This is a genomic window from Lamprocystis purpurea DSM 4197, from assembly GCF_000379525.1.
Classification (GTDB): domain Bacteria; phylum Pseudomonadota; class Gammaproteobacteria; order Chromatiales; family Chromatiaceae; genus Thiodictyon; species Thiodictyon purpureum.
Genome location: NZ_KB902504.1, coordinates 1 through 18,613 on the forward strand (window position 1 = coordinate 1; position 18,613 = coordinate 18,613).

Genomic DNA, 18,613 nt, shown 5'->3' on the forward strand with positions numbered 1-18,613 from the left:
GCCTGATCGTCCACTTTCTGACGTCCACGCTTGGTTTCAAACAGCGTCCCGGCCTGCTCCAGGATCTCCTTTTTCCACTGCCCCACCTGGACCGGATGGACTCCATGCTCCTGTCCGATCTCGTTCGTCGTTTTGACCCCGCGGATCGCCTCCNGGCCGACTTTGGCCTTGAAGGATGCCGTGTACGTCTTGCGCTTCGCTTCGCCCATTATGATATGCCCCTTTTGGTTCGACGCGAGCTTAAATTACTGTCCGGTTTTCAGGGTCCACTATAATATCACTGGCTGGAGAGTCTGAGTCACGTGGGCCTTGAGGATAAGTCGAAGCGCCGGGCCGCCGGGGCGCTTTTGAGGTAGCGGGCGAAGACCGGCTGAGAGAGATGCTCACGCTCGCGCAGGGCGCGGATGGCCTCGGGCGAGAGGCGTGCGATGGGCGTCAGGCATGAGTCGTCGAACTCGCGCATGGTCTGATTGTCGATGGCGCCCACCCCGTTGAGTGCCTCCATGGTTTCGTGGATCGAAGCCAGCGCGTCGCTGCGGTACTGCTTAGTCATCGTAGTCAACCTCCGAAAATTGCCCGTTCCGGATCAGCGCCGCGAGTTGTTCGTCCGTCAGGTCCAGGACGTGCCGCGCGGCCTTCTTGAATGCCGCTTCATCCTCGTCACTGATATTTGCCTGCCGGCTCTTGGCGAATCCGTAGACGAAGAACGCGCGATGCGCCTGGCGGTATAGGATCAGGGTCCGATATCCTCCTGATCGTCCTTGCCTAGGGCGCGCCACACGCTGCTTGCAGCGTCGGTTTCGTCGGCTGGATAAGCGCGCCCATCCACCCTCAGCCCCGCCGACGGTTCCATGCTGCTTGCTGCCGTCCAAATTTGGAACTGCTGACTCGACGCTGCCGGATTGGCGGGACCAGCGCTCCCCCGGCTATGATCCCCACCAACGGTGGCCAACCGGCCGCCGCGCCACGAGGACATGCCCATGGCCGAACAACTCATGCTGTTGCCGAACGCGGACCCGGCGCGAATGCGCCTGCTGCGGCTGCCGCGCGATCTGGGCAGCACTGAAGCGTATCGCCTGGTGACCGGGCTGATCGCCGCGCTGGAGTCCGCGCGCGCGCCGGGGACCGGGCGGGTGCCGGTGGAGGATGTGATCGATGCCTTGGAGGAGCGCGGCTTCGAGGTGCTGGAGGTCATTCTGGGGCCGACCCTGGACTGAGAACGCGCGCCGCCGATGCGTATCCATCTGATCTGCGTCGGGCGCCGGATGCCCGACTGGGTGGAGGCCGGTTATCAGGAGTATGCCCGACGCCTGCCCCCGGAGTGCGCGCTGCACCTGATCGAGGTGGATCCGCTGCATCGCGGCAAGACCGGCGGCGCGGAGTTGGCCCGGCAGGATGAGGCGGCGCGTCTGCTCAAGGCGATTCCGAAGGGGGCGGGGGTGGTCGCGCTGGATGGGCGGGGCCAGGGCTGGAGCACCGAGGAGTTGGCCCGCCAGTTGGCGGGATGGCTGGGCGGCGGACGGGATCAGGCGCTGCTGGTGGGCGGGCCCGATGGGTTGGCCCCGGCCTGTCTGGAGCGCGCGGATCAGTGTTGGTCGTTGTCGCGCCTCACTTTCCCGCATCCACTGGTGCGGGTGATCCTGGCCGAACAGGTTTACCGGGCCTGGAGCTTGCTCAAGGGGCATCCTTACCATCGGGGTTGAGATGCGGCGGTCTGGTGCTGGTCCGCGCGGCGGACGACCGATCTTCATCCCGGTGATTTCGCCGACTGCAAGGGTGTTGGTCCGGGTTCGCACGGCGGACCCTACGGAGATCTGCGCAGTCCGGTCCGCACAGCGGACCCTACGGAGCTTCGCGCAGAAGGCGGCGGAGTTCTTTACCGCTCTGTATACTCATCGAAATCTCGCCGCCCGCGACTGTTCGGTAGACAAGTTAAGTTGATGATGTCCGACGCTGATCCTCAGATTTACCTGGCCTCCCGCTCGCCCCGCCGGCGCGAGCTCCTGACCCAGATCGGGGTGCGGTTCGCGGTGGTGGAGGCCGAGGTCGACGAGACCTGCCGCCCCGGCGAGCACCCGGAGGATTATGTGCTGCGCGTGGCCCTGGAGAAGGCGCGGCAGGCGCATGCGGCCCTCCCGGCAGGCGACTCCCGCCCGGTGCTGGGTGCGGATACCACGGTCGTGGTGGGGGAGCACATCCTGGGTAAGCCCACGACCCTGGAGGACTGTCTGGCGATGATGCAGTCCCTGTCCGGGCGTTCGCATCGGGTGTTGACCGCGGTCGCGCTGATTGCGCCGGACGGGGAGCGGACCGATCTGTCCGAGAGCCGGGTGACCTTCCGGTCGCTCACCCAGGACGAGTGCCTGCGTTATTGGCTCACCGGTGAGCCCCAGGATAAGGCCGGGGGCTACGGCATCCAGGGTCTGGGCGCGCTCTTCATCGCCGGTCTCAACGGCAGTTATTCCGGTGTCATGGGCCTGCCGCTGTTCGAGACCGGGCGGCTGCTGGGTCAGGCCGGGATCGAACTCATTCCCAACACGGCCGTCCGGGCGTCCGTTCCGATCGCGCAGGTTCCCACCGAGACGACCCCATGAGCGAAGAAATCCTGATCAATGTGACCCCGCCGGAGACCCGGGTCGCCGTGGTGGAGAATGGCGTGGTGCACGAGATCATCATCGAGCGCGCCGAACGCTGCGGTCTGGTGGGCAATGTCTACAAGGGGCGGGTGGTGCGGGTGCTGCCGGGGATGCAGGCCGCGTTCATCGAGATCGGCCTGGATCGTGCCGCCTTCCTGCACGCGTCCGACATCATCGGTGCCGAGGGTGAGCCGCGCGGCGAGCATATCAACGAGTTGGTCCGCGAAGGTGACGAGATGGTGGTGCAAGTGGTCAAGGACCCCTTGGGCACCAAGGGCGCGCGCCTGACGACCAATATCTCGGTGGCCTCGCGCTATCTGGTATGCATGCCGGCGCTTTCCAGTACCGGGGTGTCCCAGAAGATCGAGGACGAGGAGGAGCGCCGCCGCCTGCGCGATATCCTGGCGCGCTATGTGGAGGCGCATCCGGGTCAGGGTGGTTTCATTGCCCGCACGGCCGCGGAGGGCGTTGGTGAGGAGGCGCTGGTGAAGGACATGGAGTTCCTCGCCAAGCTGTGGCGCGGGGTGCGGGAGCGGTGTCTCCAGGCCACCCAGATCGGACTCATCCACGACGATCTGCCGCTGGCCCTGCGTGCCCTGCGCGATCTGGTCACCCCGGAGGTGGAGCGGGTGCGCATCGATTCGCGCGCCATGGTCGAGAAAGCGATCCCCTTCGCCGCCAAGTACATCCCGGAGATCAAGGACCGCATCGAGCAGTATCAGGGCGAGCGCCCGCTGTTCGACCTCTACGGGGTGGAGGAGGAGATCAAGAAAGCCCTGCTGCGCAAGGTGAGTCTGAAATCCGGCGGTCATCTGGTGATCGATCAGACCGAGGCCATGACCACCATCGATGTCAACACCGGCGCCTTCGTCGGGCATCGCAATCTGGAAGAGACCATCTTCAAGACCAACCTGGAAGCGGCTCAGGCGATCTGCCGTCAATTGCGGCTGCGCAATCTGGGCGGCATCATCATCATCGATTTCATCGACATGACCGAGGAAGAGCATAAGCGGCAGGTCATGCGTGCGCTGGAGAAGGCGCTGGCGCGCGATCACGCCAAGACCCACATCACCGAGGTCTCCTCGCTGGGGCTGGTGGAGATGACCCGCAAGCGCACCCGCGAGTCATTGGAGCATGTGCTGTGCGAGCCCTGCCCCTGCTGCGGCGGGCGCGGTTCGGTCAAGACCGCCGAGACCACTTGTTATGAGATTTTTCGGGAGATCCTGCGCGAATCGCGCCAGTTCGAGGTCGAGACCCTGCTGGTCCTGGCCTCGCAGGAGGTCGTGGACCGGATGCTGGACGAGGAGTCCGCCCATCTGGCCGAGTTGGAAGAGTTCATCGGCAGACCCATTCGGCTGCAGGCCGAGGCGCTCTATTCTCAGGAGCAATATGATATCGTTTTGATCTAGAGAGGATGATTAACCACAGAGGACACAGAGAGTAAGAATGCGGAAGCCCCGCAGTTCCAAATTTAGGCGGCAGCAACCGGGGCCTTAATCGCCGTTCCGGCCACAAGAAAACCATAAAGGTCGCGCAGCGACCCTGTGGGAGCGGCGTCCCGCCGCGACGGGGCCGGGCGCGCCGCCGCAGCGTTCGAGGTCACCGCGGCATCGCATCGCGGCGGGACGCCGCTCCCACGGGGGACATTCATCTTCCGAACGACAACGATTGTGTTTAACTTGTTCGTGACTCGTTACCAGGCGATGGCGGGGGAGATCGGAATGCGTTGGATCTTTTGTCTCAGGCGCCCCGCCTGACGATGGCCGCAAACCTGAATCGCGACGCGTACGATCGCCCGCCCCGTGCCGGGACCTGGCCGCTCGGCTGGATCGAGAGCCTGGGCCTCGCGGCCCTGGCGTTGCGGCGCTGTCTTGGACTCTATCTGCGAATCCTGGTGGGGCGGGGGCGGCTCGACCTGCCGGCCTTCGCCTGGTCGCTGCGCCAGTCCGGGCTCACCATCCTCCCGGCCATGACCCTGGTTGGGATCGTCGCCGGCGCCATCCTGGGCCATCAGACCGAGTCGATTCTGGAGCGATTCAACCTGCCCGGACTGGTGCTGTTGTCGATCAACTACGCGCTGGTCATGGAGTTGGTGCCGATTCTGGTCGGCATTCTGGTGGCGGGCCGGGCCGGGGTGGCCCTGGCGGTGCGTCAGGCCGCGCTCTCGGTGCGGGGCGAGGTGGATGGATTGCTGATCACCGGGATCGACCCGCTGACCTACACCCTGGCCCCGGCGCTGCTGGCCATGCTGATCATGAGTTTCGCCTTTGCGGTGTGGGGCAGTCTGGTCACCTTCGCCGCGACTTTCCTGTGGCTGTGGCTGGTCGCGAATGTCCCGCCGGCACTGTTTCTGGATTCACTGGCCGGCGCCCTGGGTCCGGGGGATCTGCTTGAAGCCATCCTCAAACCCATGCTCTTCGCGCTGCTCATCGCACTCATCGCCACGGTCAACGGCACGGCCGCGGGCCGTGATCCCCTGAACATCGGCGAGGCGGCCACCCGGACCATGATCGGCGCGGTCACCATCATCCTCATCGCCGACCTGGTGATCATCCTGCTGGTGCGTCAGTGAGCGCGGCATCCGGTCCGGACGCAACGGCGGACGTGCTCACGGAGTCTGCTCCGGCTCCGGAGTGGGCGCTGGAACTGACCGGTGTCTATCAACATGTCGGCGGGCACTGTGCTCTGGCGGAGATCAACCTGCGGGTGCCGCGCGGGGCCTGGCTCCTGATCGTCGGTCCCAACGGCGCGGGCAAGAGTCTGTTGACGCGCCTGATCCTGGGCCTGGACACGCCGTCCGCGGGGTCGGTGCGCGTCCTGGGCGAGGATCTGCAAGGCCTGAGCGTCCGCGCCATGACCGCGTTGCGCGGACGCATGGGCGCCGTGCTCCAGGGCGGCTCATTGCTGGAACATCGCAGCGTGATCGAGAACCTGTTGCTGCCCCTGCGCGACCTGCCCGGCGGTAGGGCGCAGCAGGCCCGTGCGGCGCGGCTGGTGATCGCCACGCTGCGCCTGGACGGATTGGAGAATCACCTGCCGCGTGCGCTCTCGCTTGGTCAGCGGCGTCAGGTCGAATTGGCCCGCGCGCTGATCAGCGGGCCGAGTCTGCTGGTGTGGGATGGGCTCACCGATGGACTGGACCCGGCCGCGGCCATCGAGACGCTCCAGGTGCTGCGGGCGCAGCGCGAGACTCGCCGCCTGACCCTGATTGCCACGGACAACCGGGCGGACGCCTTAGGCGACGCCTGTGACTGCATCGCGGTCTTGGAACGCGGCCACATGGCTTTTTGGGGGTCACCGAGCGAACTCACGGCGGTGCTGCCCGAGCGGCTTGATCTGCGCTATATCTTGACGGGGCGGCCCTGACTGCCTGTTCTGCCGACTGTGACGGCATGGAGACGAACTTGCGTCCGCCCTTGAGATAGGCGAGAAAAAACTGGCGCAGTGCGGCCTCGACCAGTTGGCGATCCGGTGCGGTCAGTTGAGGGTAATGGGTACCGAGTCGGTCGGCCAGACCGGCCGGAAAGCTGTAGGTTCGTATGAAGTCGGCACGCTTGGCCTGCAGTCCCGCAAACCAGATAAGCAGCGTGATGACGATGATCAGCAGCGGCAGGCCAACGAAGAGCGCGTTCATCGACATTCCTCCAGTGTTCTCCGGAAACGAGTGCCGCGAAGGAAAAAATACCAAAACCATGCGGCTTGGGCTTGCGCAATTCCGAGACGACGTTGGTGTCCAACAGGTACACGTTGCTCAACCCAGTGCGGTCACCGGGCGTCTGCGGGCATTGCCGCGCACGGGAATGGAAAAATTGGCCCGTGCCGACTCCTGCAGCAACTGTTCCTTCAGCGAGGGTCTGGCTGCTGCCGTGAGCCGCCGCCATTCATCGACGGGCACCAGCCCCGCCGCCTCCACCCCCCGCCTGGTAACGATTTGCGGACCCTCCGCCAGACAGGTATCGAGGAGTTCGCTGAAGCGCGCTTTCGCTTCTTGCACCGGCCGGATCTGCACAGAAGTCTCCGCGGATGACGCGTCGTATGACCAGATTAGCACGCCGTGGGGTCGTAAGAGATGGGAGAAGCGCCCGGCGCGGCGACGAAAAAAGGCGACGCGAAGCCGCTGGCTTCACGTTGCCTGCCTGAGTCTCACACCGGTCGGAGTCGTTCAGTGACCGACGCGGTGCTGGTAGGGCGTTCCGTCTTGTCTTGCTGGTCCGCGCTTGTCGCAAAGTACCATCCGTGGTGCTGGATTCCGGCATCCTGCCGGAATGACGGTGCAACTGACGATTAAACGGGGTATCAGGCTTCACCCGGACGTGCCGGGTGCCCCGTCCTACCAGCGTTCGATGATCGCCGCGATGCCCTGGCCGCCGCCGATGCACATGGAGATCAGTGCGTAACGCCCGCCGCAGCGCTGCAGCTCATGCATGGCCTTGACGGTGACGATGGCCCCGGTGGCGCCGATGGGGTGGCCGAGCGAGATGCCGGAGCCGTTCGGGTTGACCTTGTCCCCATCCAGTTTCAACTCACGGGTGCAGGCCAGGGCCTGGGCCGCAAAGGCTTCGTTGAGCTCGATCACGTCCATGTCGGCGACCGACAGGCCGGTCTTGGCCAGCACCTGCTGCACCGCGGGGATGGGGCCGATGCCCATATGCTTGGGCTCGACGCCGGCCAGGCTGTAACCCACCAGCCGCGCCATCGGTTTGAGTCCGCGCGCCCGTGCGGTGGCGCCGTCCATCACGACGACAGCGGCGGCCGCGTCATTGATGCCCGAGGCGTTACCGGCGGTCACGGTGCCGTCGGGCTTGAAGGCGGTGCGCAGCTTGGCCATGCCCTCCAGGCTCGCGTCGGCGCGCACATGCTCGTCGATCTCGAACAGGGTGACGCCCTTGCGGGTCTTGAGCTCGACCGGGACGATCTGGTCTTTGAAGCGACCGGCGGCCTGGGCGGCGGCGGCGCGTTGGTGCGACAGCACGGCCAGCGCGTCCTGGTCCGCGCGGTTGACCTGGTAGTGCGCGGCCACGTTCTCGGCGGTGATGCCCATGTGGATGGTGTCGAAGGGGTCGGTCAGTGCGCCGACCATCATGTCCATCATGGTGCCGTCACCCATGCGCTGGCCCCAGCGGGCGGTGGCCAGGCCGTAGAGCCCGCGGGACATGCTCTCGGCCCCGCCGGCGACCGCGATCTGCAGGTCGCCAAGCAGGATTTGCTGGGCGGCGCAGACGATGGCCTGCAGGCCGGAGCCGCAGAGCCGGTTGAGGGTGAAGGCCTGGCTCTCGTGGGGCAGGCCGGCCATGACGGACGACACCCGCGACAGATACATGTCTTTGGGCTCGGTATGGATCACGTTGCCGAAGACGCAGGCCTGGAATTCGGCGGCGGGGACCCCGGAGCGGGCGATGGCCTCGCGGATCACCAGGGCGCCGAGTTGGGTGGGCGGAACATCCTTGAGGGCCCCGCCGTAGTCGCCGATCGCGGTGCGTACGCCGGAGAGCAGGGCGATTTCGGGATGACTCATGTTGTCTTCACTCCTCGATATTGTTGGTGGTTTCTTGGTATTTCCGGTTGCCTGGGGAGGGCCGGTCTCGATCGTTCCATCCCCTCGGTCGGCCGGATGGGGTCACGGGACCAGACATCCTGCAAGAGGCGCCGGTTTCCTGCAAGTGTCTTGCGTGTCCCGCCGGCAATTCCGATCTGGAACTGATGTGCGTAATGACCCTGATTTGACCCATGGGACAGGTTAAAATAAAGTCCCACCGAGTTGCCGTGCTCGACGCGGCGAATCAACCAACCGAAGGAGACCCTAAAATGTCTGATACCAAGAACCCTTTTGGCGATTTTGAGACGATATTCAAACAGATGAAAATACCTGGCCTGGATATGGATGCGATGATGGCGGCTTACCGCAAGAACGTCGAGGCCGTGACCTCGGCCACGCGGGTCGCCAACGAGGGGATGCTGGCCCTGGTCAAGCGTCAGGCCGAGATCGTCAAGGACGCCCTGGAGCAGGTGCGCGTCGTCGGTACCGAGCTGTCCTCGGCCAAAGATGCCCAGGAACTTGCCGCGCGCCAGGCTGAAATCGCCAAGCAGACGTTCGACAAGGCCGCCGCCAACATGAAGGAACTGGCGGACATGATGACCAAGTCCAACACCGCGTCCCTGGAGATCATCCAGACGCGGATGAACGACGGTCTGGCTGAACTGCAGAGCCTGATGACGAAGGCCGGCGACAAGACCTGATCCCGCCGCCGGGCGCGGTGGCGACACCCCGCCCGGCATTGCGCGGTCGTCGGTCCGCACAGCGGACCCTACGGATCAATGTTTTACCGTAGGGTCCGCTGTGCGGACCGCCCGCCTGACCCGGTCCGCGCGGCTTACTCAGGCGCGTCGTTGGTCGGCACGGCCAGGGTCTGGCCGCGCTTCAGGCGCAGGAAAGCGCTCGTGGTGTAGCGGGTGATGTCGGCATAGAAACACGCGTACAGGTCCGCCGTCATGGCGTGGTAGGCGGCCTCCAGGTCGGGTGGCATGCTCAGGTGATCGCGGTTGACGATCGCGTGCACGCGATGATTCATGGGCGTCAGGAGGGTGCTCACGGCGGCTTGCAGCGCGTCGATGTCCGCCTGAGTCTTGATGGTCAGCCGTTCCAGGTCGATGAAGAACAGGCGCCCGTGCGGCGCGTAGGCCAGGCGCTCGGTGAGTGGAACCGCGTGCTGGTCGGTGCGAATCCCCATCGGTTCGGGTCGGAAGATGCGCGCGTCCATCAGCCGGGGCGGCTGATCGATGATGGGTGCGAAGTCCATCCGCGCCAGAATATCGCGTTCGAGGTCCAGCCCCGGGGCGATCTCGATCAATTCCAGTCCGTCCGGACGCAGGCGCAGGACGCAGCGTTCGGTCACATAGAGCACCGGTTGGCCCTTGGCCGCGGCATGGGGTCCGCTGTAAGTGCGGTGTTCCACCTGTTGGACGAACTTGGACGCATGGCTCTCCTCGTCGATGTGGAGTTGCCCGTCCGCGACCTCGTAGCGGCACTTGCCGGCGCTGAAGGTCCCGACGAAGATCAGCGTCCGGGCGCGCTGGCTGATATTGATGAAGCCCCCGGCCCCGGCCAGCTTGGGTCCGAATTTACTGACGTTGACATTGCCCTCGCGGTCGACCTGGGCCAGACCAAGACAGGCCAGATCCAGCCCGCCGCCGTCATAAAAATCGAACTGGGATGGCTGATCGATGATCGCCTGAGCGTTGGTTGCGGCGCCGAAGTTGAGCCCTCCGGCGGGCAGCCCGCCGATGGTTCCGGGCTCGGTGGTGAGGGTCAGCAGTTCGAGGATGCGCTCCTCGTTGGCGACACTGGCCACCCCCTCGGGCATGCCGATTCCCAGGTTGACGACGCTGTTGGGCTTGAGTTCGCAGGCGGCGCGCCGGGCGATGATCTTGCGGGCGCCCATGGGCATGGCGGCGATCGACTGCATCGGCACCCGGACCTCGCTGCCGAAGGCGGCGTTGTACGGGGTGGCGAAGGTCTGCCAATGATGCTCCGGGGCCGGCGCGACCACGACGCAGTCCACCAGGATGCCGGGGATTTTCACCGCCTTGGCCGGCAGCGTGCCGCGCGCGGCGAGCCGCTCGACCTGGACGATGACCAGGCCCCCCGAGTTGTGGGCGGCGCCGGCGATGGCCAGTGCCTCCAGGAACAGCGCCTCCTTCTCCATCGTGATATTGCCGTCGGCGTCGCCGGTGGTGCCGCGCAGCAGCGCGACGTTCACCGGCCGGCTCGGGTAGAACAGGTACTCTTCACCGTGGATGTTCATCAGTTCCACGAGGTCCTGCGTGGTGCGGCTATTGAGCTTGCCGCCGCCGTTGCGGGGGTCGACGAAAGTGCCGAGCCCGATCCGGGAAATCACCCCCGGACGCTTGCCGGCGACCTCCCGGAACCAGTGCGAGATGACGCCCTGGGGCAGATTGTAGGCCTCCACCTGGTTTGCCGCAGCCAGTCGGCCGAGCTTGGGGGCCAGTCCCCAATGGCCGCCGATGACACGCCGCAGCAGGCCGGGATGGGCCAAATGGTTGAGCCCGCGCTCGCCGCCGTCGCCCTGGCCGGCGGCGTAGATCAGGGTCAGATCGCGCGGCTCGTCGGTTTCCAGGAAGCGTTCCTCCAGGGCGACGGCCAGACCCTCGGCGAAACCGATGCCGACGAATCCGCCGGTCGCCAGGGTATCGCCGGTCTGGATCAGACGCACCGCCGCGCGCGCCGTGACCACCTTGCCCATACCGTCGAGGTCCGGGGATTGCAATGCCGGGTGTGTCGTGCTCATGCTCCGTCTCCGCGCTGGGCGCAAGGCCGTTGATTTGGTGTGCGTGGGCGAAGGATGCTGCCGGGCGGCGCGGCTGTCCAGCACCGGCGCACCGAAGCCGGCCGCCGCCCGGGCAATTTCGGTTACTCTGCGCACACCCGTTTCAACGTCCGTGAGCCCGCCGCGATGAGCCGCCTGGAACGACTCTATTCGCCCCCGGAGATCGGCGCACCCGGCAAGCGCCAGGCGCGCGGGCGCCGCCGCGACCTCCTTTACTCGGGGCTGTTCGTCATCGCCATGGCGGCTATCGCCATCGCCGCACTGGCCCTGGTGATGCCCGGGTTCTTTGGCGGAACCTATCGGCTGCACGCCTATTTTCTGGAGGCGCAGGGGCTCACCGAGGGCATCCAGGTGATCCAGGAAGGCTATGTCATCGGTATCGTGGAGAGCGTCTCCCCGCTCTTTCCGGGGCGGGACGCCGCTGCGGCGCGCTGTCCGGCACCGCCGATGGGCGCGTCGCGCTCCCCGGCCCTGCCGTGTTTCCGCGCCTCACTGCGCATCAAGAACGACTGGCCGGTGCCGGTCGACAGCCTGGCCCGGATCGGTGCGGCCGGTCTGCTCCAGGGCGATGCCGTCAAGATCCATCCCGGCGCCTCGCCGTCACTGCTGGCCAGCGGCGCCATCATCGATGCCGAGGGCCGGGAGGCGGATTTGCTGGCCAAGCTGAGTGAGCTGACGGATGGGCTCGCGCTGGTGGTCACGGAGACCATCGCCCCGGCGCTTGCCAGCATCAAGGCCCAGATCCAGACCATCGAGGCCCTGCTTGGTACCGGTGCGGATCAGGAGGGTAACCGCGAGCGTCTGGCCGGCGCCTTCGAGAGCCTGCAGCGCTTGAGCGCGGCCATGGAGTCGGCGGTGGACCCGAAAAAGATCGCGGCGATCCTGGACTCGGTCGAGCGGATGTCCCGGCATCTGAGCGAGGTCTCGGGGACGCTCGGCGGCAGCACGGAGGCGGTCAAGGGCGCGGTGCGGCAATATGGCGAACTGGCGCAGGAGATCCGGGGGGTCGTGCGCGACAACAAGCCGGCCCTGCAACGCTCACTGGACGATACCCAATTCCTGTTGCAGGAGGTCTCTGCCGCCTTGACTCCGATCCTCAGCAATATTGACGACATGAGCCACAATCTGTCGGCCCTCGCGCGCGAATTGCGGCGCGATCCGGCCACCATCATCAAGGGCCGTGAGGTCAAGGAACAGGCGCCGTGGTTCAAATGATCAGGGCGGGCATCGGGATCGCCGTGCTGTTCGCCCTGGCGGGCCTCGTCGGGTGCGGCACATCCGGTCCGATCAAGTCCGATCGGTTCTATCGTCTGGACCCGGCGGTGCTGGAGGGACCGGCGGGCGCCCCGGTTCCGGCGATCCTCGTGGTGAACGACCTGGCGGCCCGCGGCTTCCTGGGGAGTCGCGCCATCCCTTTCCGCACCCGTGAGGATCCCCTGGTCGCTCAGCGCTACGACGATCTGCTGTGGGAGGAGCCGCCCGCGCGGGCCTTGGCGCGCGCGCTGGTGACCGCGCTGCGGGCGGCGCGGGTCTTCGAGTTCGTCGTGGTGTCGGCCGAGCGGGCACGCGCGGATTATCTGCTGGGCGGTGAGTTGGAACGCTTCGAGCATCTGCCGACCGATCAGCCGCCGCGGGTGGCGGCGACCTTCCATCTGGCGCTGGTGCGGGCGGATGACCGCAGCGTCGTCGCGACCCGGGACTACCGCGGCGAGGAGCCGGTCGACGCCGCCACGCCGGACGCCATGATCGCGGCCTTCAACCGGCTGAGCGCCCGGTTGGCGGCCGCGGTGGTGCGCGATCTCCAGTCCGTCAAGCCGCGCCTGCACGGAGCGGCGCGGCCGTGAGGGGAGCGGCCAGCGGCCAGCCATCACCCCATGACTGAGCCGCTGCATCCCAACCGCTTCGCCGGCCTCGATCCGGTGGGTCTGGAGCACATGCTGGTCGCCTGGCGACAACTCGCCATCCCGGGACCGCTGCCCGCCTACCAGTTGCGCGGTGTCGAACTGGCCCATCCGGACCCGCGCGTCCGCTTCGCCCGGCGGATCGTGGCCAGCATGCCCTGTGCCAACGGACGCGATACCCTGGCGCTGGTGGACAAAGCGTCGCCGCATAGTCTGTTCGATTTGATGCTGACCGAGGTCTCGGCCGTTGCCAAATCCACGCCGGTTGACGTCGCCGCGGCCACCGGCCGCGCGCTCTGGCGAACCGGCGGCAACTTCGTGCGATTCTGCTCGCAGCCGCGGGTGGTGGAGGACTTCGGGCTTGCGGGCGGCGAGTTGCACCTGGCCTTGAACTGCGATCCGCACACTGTCGACCGGGAGAGCGTACAGGCCGCCAAGCAGTTCCATTTGCACTTGCTCTACTGGACGCCGGCCGCCCTGGCGCCCCTGGCCGGTGCCGAACCCCTGGCGCGCGTGCGCGACGCGCGGCTGCGCCGTCAGGCCCTGGACCCGATCAGCTTCCTGGGCGCGCGCCTGATCTTCGATGCGCTGTCCGCGCTGGATCTGGGTCTTCCAGGGGCGGCGCTGCTGCCCCCCGCCGCCCCGGCCGTCATTGTCGGCGAGCGCCCGCTGGGCTGCGTGATCGCGCTCCCCGGCTGGTCGGTGCTGGGTGAGCCGGATTTCGAGGCGCTGATCCGCCGCATCCATGTCCGACTCGCGACGCTGGCGGCCGACCTGCTCGAGTCATTCACCGGTGAGCGGGAGCCGCCGCCGCCCTGGCAGCGTCACCCCTTGCTGCCGCGGCGCGACATCAGCGCGCGTATCCTCGCCGGACCCTTCACGTCAGGCGTTCGGGACGGGCTCGAGTGCCTGGCCGCGGGTCTGCGTTCGCTCACGCCGCGCTCGGCCGCCCGGCTGGCGCGCGCATCCCCGGCGGTGCGGATGGACCTGATGACCCTCAACCATCCCGCTTATGCGCTGAATCTCCATGCCCCCCGGCCGTCCGCGCACGGCCTTGCCGAGGCGCCGGTGGTTCATCTCATCATTCAGCCCCGCTTGTTCTCCGGGATCGGCGGGGCCGGATTGCTGACCTTGGGCGGCGTGCCCAGCGTGCGCGTCCTGCGCGCTCAGGGGACCTTCAGCTTGGCGCAATGGCGGCAGCGGGCCCGCTTCCAGCGCGCCTTCGCCTGTTTCAATCGGGATGCGCCGGGTGCGGATGCGGTCACCGCTGGCCTGCCGATCCGCCGTTTTGTCGATTTCGAACGGGGGTGGGTGTGAGCAACTGCCGAATTTAGGCAGACCCTTTGTGCCGCCCCGGTCAGGACTTGCCGGTTTTGGCGCTCTTCGCGTTCGGCTTAGCCGCCTTGGAATCGGTCTTGGCGTTCTTTGGCTCGGGTTTGGCGGCCTTGTTATTGGTCTTTGCGTTCTTTGGTTCGGGTTTGGCCGTCTTGGTATCGGCTTTGACGCTCTTTGCGTCGGGTTTGGCTGCCTTAGCGTCGGTCTTGGCGTTCTTTGGCGGGGGTTTGGCCGTCTTGGTATCGGCTTTGGCGATCTTTGCCTCGGGTTTCGCTGCCTTGGGATCGGTCTTGGCGATCTTCGCGGCGGGCTTGGTCGCCTTGGACTCGGTCTTGACGCTTTTTGGCTCTGATTTGGCTGTCTTGGCGTCGGTCTTAGCGGTTTTTGTACCAGGCGTTGCCGGTTTCGACGCGACCTTCGCGGTCTGCGCCGCTGGTTTTGCGGTCCGCGGCTCGGCTTTGGCGGCCTTTGCCGCGGGCGCCGCGGTCTTCGACGGGGTCTTGGCAGTCGTTGCCTCGGGTTTGGCGACTTTGGCTTCCTTCGGTACGGCCGCCGGCTCAGGTACCGGCTGCGGCAGCGGCATCGCGCGCGCCACGGGCACCGGGGTGGGGGCGGCCATCAGGTCGCCGCCGGCGAGCGCACTGCTGCCGTCAACCACCGGTGCCGGGGTTGAGGTCGACCACTGCAATCCCGAGGAGGCTGGAGTCGTGGGTTCCGGCGTGGGGGTGAGCGACGCCGCGGCGCGCTCAGGTGCCGGCGCCGCTTCCGTCGGGGTGCGCTCCAACACTGCCGTCGGCGCGTCGGCGCTCCCGGATGCGCCTGCTCCTGACGGGGTCGTCGCGGCGACAGTCTCACCCCATGCCTGCACCAGCGGGTTGTTCTCCACGGCGGTATTGGGAACCGGGTCGGACTTCGGGGAGAGGGTCGGCATCGCGTTGGCCACCCGCTGCCGGTTGGCCGTCCAGTTCGAACGAAGTGATTCGAGTGATTGCGTGAGCGCGTCCCGGTAGTTCTCGGTGTAGTCGATCCGTTTGGGTGCTTTTTCGCCCGGAGGTTGGCTGATCAGGGCGGCGCCCAAGGCGACATTCACTCCTCCGGACTGCTCAATGAACGCTGATGTAACCTCGATGACCGGCGGTACGCTGCTCGTGGCCGGCGCGAGGGCGAGTGCCGACGGTGAGGACGGGTCGACGGGGCGCTGCATGACCAGCCGATCGTCTCTGGACTGGACGATGCTCCAGCCCTTGGTCCGTGCCGAACCCATGGCCAGGCCCTTGACCTCAGCGCGGTTGGCTCCGGGGAAGAACAACTGTGGACGGTTGGTCGCATCAAAGCCATCGGACACCAACTGGTTCCCGGCGCAACCGGACAGTAACCCGATGCCGAGCAGGCACCAACCAAGAATCGCAAACGAACGCCCCTTCACGTTGACCTCCAACCGAACAACACGCGTAATAAACACAGGCGACCGTAAGGATGTTCGCCAAGATATTGAATTTTATCACAGAGGGCGCGATTGCACGCGACAAAGAACACCACGCGGCAGCCGCGGGTATTCGGGAGCCGCGCCGCGGGCTAGATGCTCGCGGGGGCATCTCCGGCCAGGCCCTGCTCAATGCGTCGGCGGCCGAAGGCGTCGTCGCGCTCGATGTAGCGCAGGGCCGAGGCGGGGTCCTTCCACCCGACATACTCCATCAGGTCCTTGACGTCCCATTGATGGGCGCTGGCCCAGGTGGCGAAACCGCGCCGCAGTGAGTGGCCGCTGTAGCGGTCGGGTTCGGGTACGCCGGCCGCGGCGAAGCAGTGGCGCAACACCGGTATCAGGCTATTTGGGTGCAAGGACGTCGGGCCCAGGTGACCATGCGCGTCGATGCGTCGAAAGACCGGTCCGTCGGTCAGTTGCGTCGCGTCGATCCACGCCGAATAGGCCTGCACCGGGCACAGGCGCGACAAGGCGGGGACTTTGAAGGCGGTGCCCGCTGAGCCGCGATCCGTCTTGGTGCGGGTCAGATAGAGTGTCAGTCCCTCGCCGGGCACCGCCGTGATGTCCTGGATGCACAGCCGGCTCAGCTCGTCGCTGCGAAAAGCCCGCCAGAATCCGAGCAGAATCAGCGCGCGGTCACGCAGCGCCCGCAACTGATCGGCACGCGCCGCCGCGTCGGCCGCGCGCAGGATCTCCGCGGCGAGCCAGGCGTCGATGCGCGTCAGTTCCGCCAGCGGCAGCGGCAGAGCGCGCTGCTCGCGGGCCGGGTGCAAGGCCCCGATCCCCTTCAGCACCTGGCGCACCAGCGGCGCCTTGGTGGGATCGGCAAAGCCTTGATCGCGATGCCACTGCGCAAGCGCGGCCAGCCGCAGTTTCAGCGTATTGAGCGCCAGCGACTCGGCATGTGCGGCCAGATACCGGGCCACCGCCTCGGCGGTCGCCGGGAGGAAGCCGCCCCAGGTCTCTTCGAAGTGACGGACGGCCGACGCGTAGCTGCGGCGGGTGTGCTCACGCTCTGCCGCCGCGACATAACGGTCAAGGTCAGTCATGGGTAGTTCTCAGAGCAATCGGCCGGCGAATCGGCTCGATGATCAATGCAATGAGCGGGGATTATCGCATGTTATCCGCCGACCAGGGCCGACGCTTGGACCCCGGCATGATAGACTGTAATTCGCCCGTATGTACTACGGTATGATGTTTCCGGAGGTCCGATGGCGCGCGCGGGTATTTCGAAATTTCGGGTACAGCAGGCCCGCGATGCGCTGGTCGCCCGCGGTGAAAACCCCTCGATCGACGCGGTCCGGGTGGAGTTGGGCAACACCGGCTCCAAGAGCACGCTGCACCGCTACCTCCAGGAACTGGCGCGGGAAGACGGCACGCGCCTCGACGACGAGCCCTTGCTGAGTGAGACCCTGCGCACCACCGTCGCGGGGCTGGCCCGGCAACTACTGGACGAGGCCCGCGCCGTGGTGGCCGCCGCCGAGACGCGCCATACCACCGAGGCAAGCGCGCAGCGCACCGAGATCGCCCGGCTGGCGCAGGCGCTCGGCGACATCCAGGCGCAGGCCGGGCAATTCGCCGCCGCACTGGACGCCGAGCGCGAGGCCCACGCGGCGACTCAAGGGGCCTTGCAGCAGGAGCGTATCCGCAGCGCGACGACCGCGAACGAAAACGCGGCACTCACCGTGCGGCTGGAAGAGCATGCACGGCACAGCGCCTCCCTGGAAGAGCAACACAGGCACGCGCGGGATGCCCTGGAGCATTACCGGCAATCGGTGAAAGATCAACGCGATCTGGACCAGCGCCGCCACGAGACCCAGGTCCAGCAGGTCCAGGCGGAGCTGCGCCAGCTCGCCCAGACCCTGGTCGTCAAACAGGACGCCGTGACCCGGCTCAGCCAGGACACCGCCCGGCTGTCCGCCGAGCTGGCCGAGTCGCGCCGGGAGTTGCGCGAGACCCACGAGACCCTGCGCGTGACCCGGCAGACCCGCGACGATCTCGTCGCCAGCCAGGCGCGGCTGGAAGCCGAACAAGCCGCGCTGGCCGAGCAACTGACGGTCGCCGAGGGGGCACGCGCGGCGCTGGTCGCCGAGGAGCGCGCGCTACGGCAGGCCCTGGCGACGCAGGAGGGAATCGCGTGCGGGCTCCAGGCCCGGCTCGCGGCGCAGGAATCCCTGTACGGCGACCTGGCGCGGCGGCTCGACGCGCTGGACCTGCGATCCGCGGCGGAGCCGTTGGAGGCGAACCGGAGTTCGTAGGACTGATCGTGCTCGGCCATGGAGCAACTATGGACACGGGAACGCGGCTGCGGGTAGCGGATTCGCCGAAGTGGCGACCTCGTTGCGCGGGAGGTTGCGCTCCATGAGCAGTGCTGCCGTCGACGACCCACCGGCCGACTCGCGACCGGCGGCCACTGCAGGAAAAAACGCCGGGAGCACCGCGCGTACGACAAACCCCTCAGATGCGTACAACTGCTGCGCCGCTTGCCAAGCATCATGGACGATCAGTAGCTCGCGTTCGATGCCGCCGACATTTCGCAGGATCCGCGCCCGGCCTTCACGGAACAAGAAGGCACCGAGTCGGCGCCCGCGCAGTGCCGGCTCAATCGTCATTGAGGCGACATACAGGACCGGGCCGGACGGCGAATACCTGGGCGCGGGATGGTGACCCAGGGCGTACGACGCCGGGTCGACGTCCGGATCGGTCGCCCACCGTTCCGTCACCAGATAGCCCCGCGCCCGGCGCGTGGCGTCATCGCGTAAGACCAGAAAGCCCTCGGGGAAGGTCGCCAAGCGCCGCCGGAACACCCTGTGATGCTCGACGATCTCGCGTGCGAAACCACGGCGTTCAAGCGCCATGATGCACGGCAGATCGCGCACGGTCGCTGCATCAATGTGGAACCTGTCGGTCATC

Annotated in this window: 21 protein-coding genes; 11 read left to right on the plus strand and 10 right to left on the minus strand. The window is 66.7% G+C overall.

The features are described from left to right. The 3 genes from A39O_RS0116790 to A39O_RS33875 all read right to left on the minus strand — a co-directional run. A partial coding sequence (locus A39O_RS0116790; RefSeq protein ID WP_020505828.1) for an IS3 family transposase occupies positions 1-209 on the minus strand: 209 nt, incomplete at its 3' end. Positions 210-298: 89 nt separating this feature from the next. Further along, the gene (locus A39O_RS33870) at positions 299-553 is read right to left on the minus strand and encodes a helix-turn-helix domain-containing protein (RefSeq protein WP_245561917.1); all 255 of its coding nucleotides are present in this window, start codon (positions 551-553) and stop codon (positions 299-301) included. Further along, positions 546-872, minus strand: a complete 327-nt coding sequence (locus A39O_RS33875; protein ID WP_157640217.1) for a type II toxin-antitoxin system RelE/ParE family toxin — start codon at positions 870-872, stop codon at positions 546-548. The genes A39O_RS33870 and A39O_RS33875 overlap by 8 nt, the downstream gene beginning before the upstream one ends. A gap of 108 nt (positions 873-980) precedes the next feature. Between A39O_RS33875 and A39O_RS0116805 the strand changes: the two genes are divergently transcribed. The 6 genes from A39O_RS0116805 (at position 981) to A39O_RS0116830 (ending at position 6,002) form a co-directional block, all read left to right on the plus strand. Continuing rightward, a complete protein-coding gene (locus A39O_RS0116805; protein ID WP_026199480.1) occupies positions 981-1,217 on the plus strand; it encodes a hypothetical protein in 237 nt (78 codons plus the stop codon). Between the two features lie 15 nt (positions 1,218-1,232). Further along, the gene (gene rlmH / locus A39O_RS0116810; RefSeq protein WP_020505831.1) at positions 1,233-1,703 is read left to right on the plus strand and encodes a 23S rRNA (pseudouridine(1915)-N(3))-methyltransferase RlmH; all 471 of its coding nucleotides are present in this window, start codon (positions 1,233-1,235) and stop codon (positions 1,701-1,703) included. A gap of 237 nt (positions 1,704-1,940) precedes the next feature. Next, positions 1,941-2,594, plus strand: coding sequence for a Maf family protein (locus A39O_RS0116815; protein WP_020505832.1), 654 nt, complete (start codon positions 1,941-1,943; stop codon positions 2,592-2,594). After that, positions 2,591-4,045 carry a ribonuclease G gene (gene rng, locus A39O_RS0116820; RefSeq protein WP_020505833.1) on the plus strand — a complete coding sequence of 485 codons (1,455 nt, stop codon included), beginning with the start codon at positions 2,591-2,593 and terminating at the stop codon, positions 4,043-4,045. The genes A39O_RS0116815 and rng overlap by 4 nt, the downstream gene beginning before the upstream one ends. 350 nt (positions 4,046-4,395) lie before the next feature. After that, a complete protein-coding gene (locus A39O_RS0116825; protein WP_020505834.1) occupies positions 4,396-5,208 on the plus strand; it encodes an MlaE family ABC transporter permease in 813 nt (270 codons plus the stop codon). Continuing rightward, complete coding sequence (locus tag A39O_RS0116830; RefSeq protein ID WP_020505835.1) at positions 5,205-6,002, plus strand: ATP-binding cassette domain-containing protein; 798 nt, start codon at positions 5,205-5,207, stop codon at positions 6,000-6,002. Before A39O_RS0116825 ends, A39O_RS0116830 begins: the two co-directional genes overlap by 4 nt. On the opposite strand, the gene A39O_RS40925 is transcribed toward A39O_RS0116830, so the two are convergent. The 3 genes from A39O_RS40925 to bktB form a co-directional block, all read right to left on the minus strand. Beyond that, on the minus strand, positions 5,944-6,270 hold the full coding sequence (locus A39O_RS40925; protein WP_157640219.1) for a hypothetical protein: 327 nt from the start codon (positions 6,268-6,270) through the stop codon (positions 5,944-5,946). The genes A39O_RS0116830 and A39O_RS40925 overlap by 59 nt on opposite strands. 117 nt (positions 6,271-6,387) lie before the next feature. After that, entirely contained in the window at positions 6,388-6,645 is a 258-nt protein-coding gene (locus tag A39O_RS0116835) for a type II toxin-antitoxin system Phd/YefM family antitoxin (RefSeq protein WP_020505836.1), read from the minus strand. 321 nt (positions 6,646-6,966) lie between these two features. Beyond that, positions 6,967-8,151: a beta-ketothiolase BktB gene (gene bktB, locus A39O_RS0116840; protein ID WP_020505837.1), complete on the minus strand. Its 1,185-nt coding sequence runs from the start codon at positions 8,149-8,151 to the stop codon at positions 6,967-6,969. A gap of 248 nt (positions 8,152-8,399) precedes the next feature. Here bktB and A39O_RS0116845 point away from each other — a divergent pair, with 248 nt between their 5' ends. Next, on the plus strand, positions 8,400-8,873 hold the full coding sequence (locus A39O_RS0116845; protein WP_157640222.1) for a phasin family protein: 474 nt from the start codon (positions 8,400-8,402) through the stop codon (positions 8,871-8,873). Between the two features lie 134 nt (positions 8,874-9,007). Here the strand turns inward: A39O_RS0116845 and A39O_RS0116850 are convergent, their stop codons facing one another. Next, a complete protein-coding gene (locus tag A39O_RS0116850) occupies positions 9,008-10,942 on the minus strand; it encodes an acyl CoA:acetate/3-ketoacid CoA transferase (protein ID WP_245561918.1) in 1,935 nt (644 codons plus the stop codon). A gap of 165 nt (positions 10,943-11,107) precedes the next feature. Here A39O_RS0116850 and A39O_RS0116855 point away from each other — a divergent pair, with 165 nt between their 5' ends. From A39O_RS0116855 to A39O_RS0116865, 3 genes are read left to right on the plus strand one after another with little or no spacing between them, the layout of a single operon-like run. Next, positions 11,108-12,196: an MlaD family protein gene (locus A39O_RS0116855; protein ID WP_026199481.1), complete on the plus strand. Its 1,089-nt coding sequence runs from the start codon at positions 11,108-11,110 to the stop codon at positions 12,194-12,196. Beyond that, a complete protein-coding gene (locus tag A39O_RS0116860; protein WP_020505841.1) occupies positions 12,193-12,825 on the plus strand; it encodes an ABC-type transport auxiliary lipoprotein family protein in 633 nt (210 codons plus the stop codon). Before A39O_RS0116855 ends, A39O_RS0116860 begins: the two co-directional genes overlap by 4 nt. Before the next feature lie 30 nt (positions 12,826-12,855). Continuing rightward, positions 12,856-14,199 carry a hypothetical protein gene (locus A39O_RS0116865; RefSeq protein WP_020505842.1) on the plus strand — a complete coding sequence of 448 codons (1,344 nt, stop codon included), beginning with the start codon at positions 12,856-12,858 and terminating at the stop codon, positions 14,197-14,199. A gap of 40 nt (positions 14,200-14,239) precedes the next feature. Here A39O_RS0116865 and A39O_RS36725 read toward each other — a convergent pair whose 3' ends face one another. Both A39O_RS36725 and A39O_RS0116875 read right to left on the minus strand, forming a co-directional pair. Beyond that, positions 14,240-15,295 (minus strand): hypothetical protein, encoded by a 1,056-nt coding sequence (locus A39O_RS36725; protein WP_157640224.1) that lies wholly within the window; start codon positions 15,293-15,295, stop codon positions 14,240-14,242. A gap of 497 nt (positions 15,296-15,792) precedes the next feature. Then, positions 15,793-16,749: a site-specific integrase gene (locus tag A39O_RS0116875; RefSeq protein ID WP_020505844.1), complete on the minus strand. Its 957-nt coding sequence runs from the start codon at positions 16,747-16,749 to the stop codon at positions 15,793-15,795. A gap of 162 nt (positions 16,750-16,911) precedes the next feature. On the opposite strand from A39O_RS0116875, the gene A39O_RS33890 reads away from it, so the two are divergent. Continuing rightward, positions 16,912-17,958, plus strand: coding sequence for a DNA-binding protein (locus tag A39O_RS33890; RefSeq protein WP_020505845.1), 1,047 nt, complete (start codon positions 16,912-16,914; stop codon positions 17,956-17,958). 27 nt (positions 17,959-17,985) lie between these two features. Here the strand turns inward: A39O_RS33890 and A39O_RS0116885 are convergent, their stop codons facing one another. Then, positions 17,986-18,612: an N-acetyltransferase gene (locus A39O_RS0116885; protein ID WP_020505846.1), complete on the minus strand. Its 627-nt coding sequence runs from the start codon at positions 18,610-18,612 to the stop codon at positions 17,986-17,988. Position 18,613 lies beyond the last annotated feature (1 nt).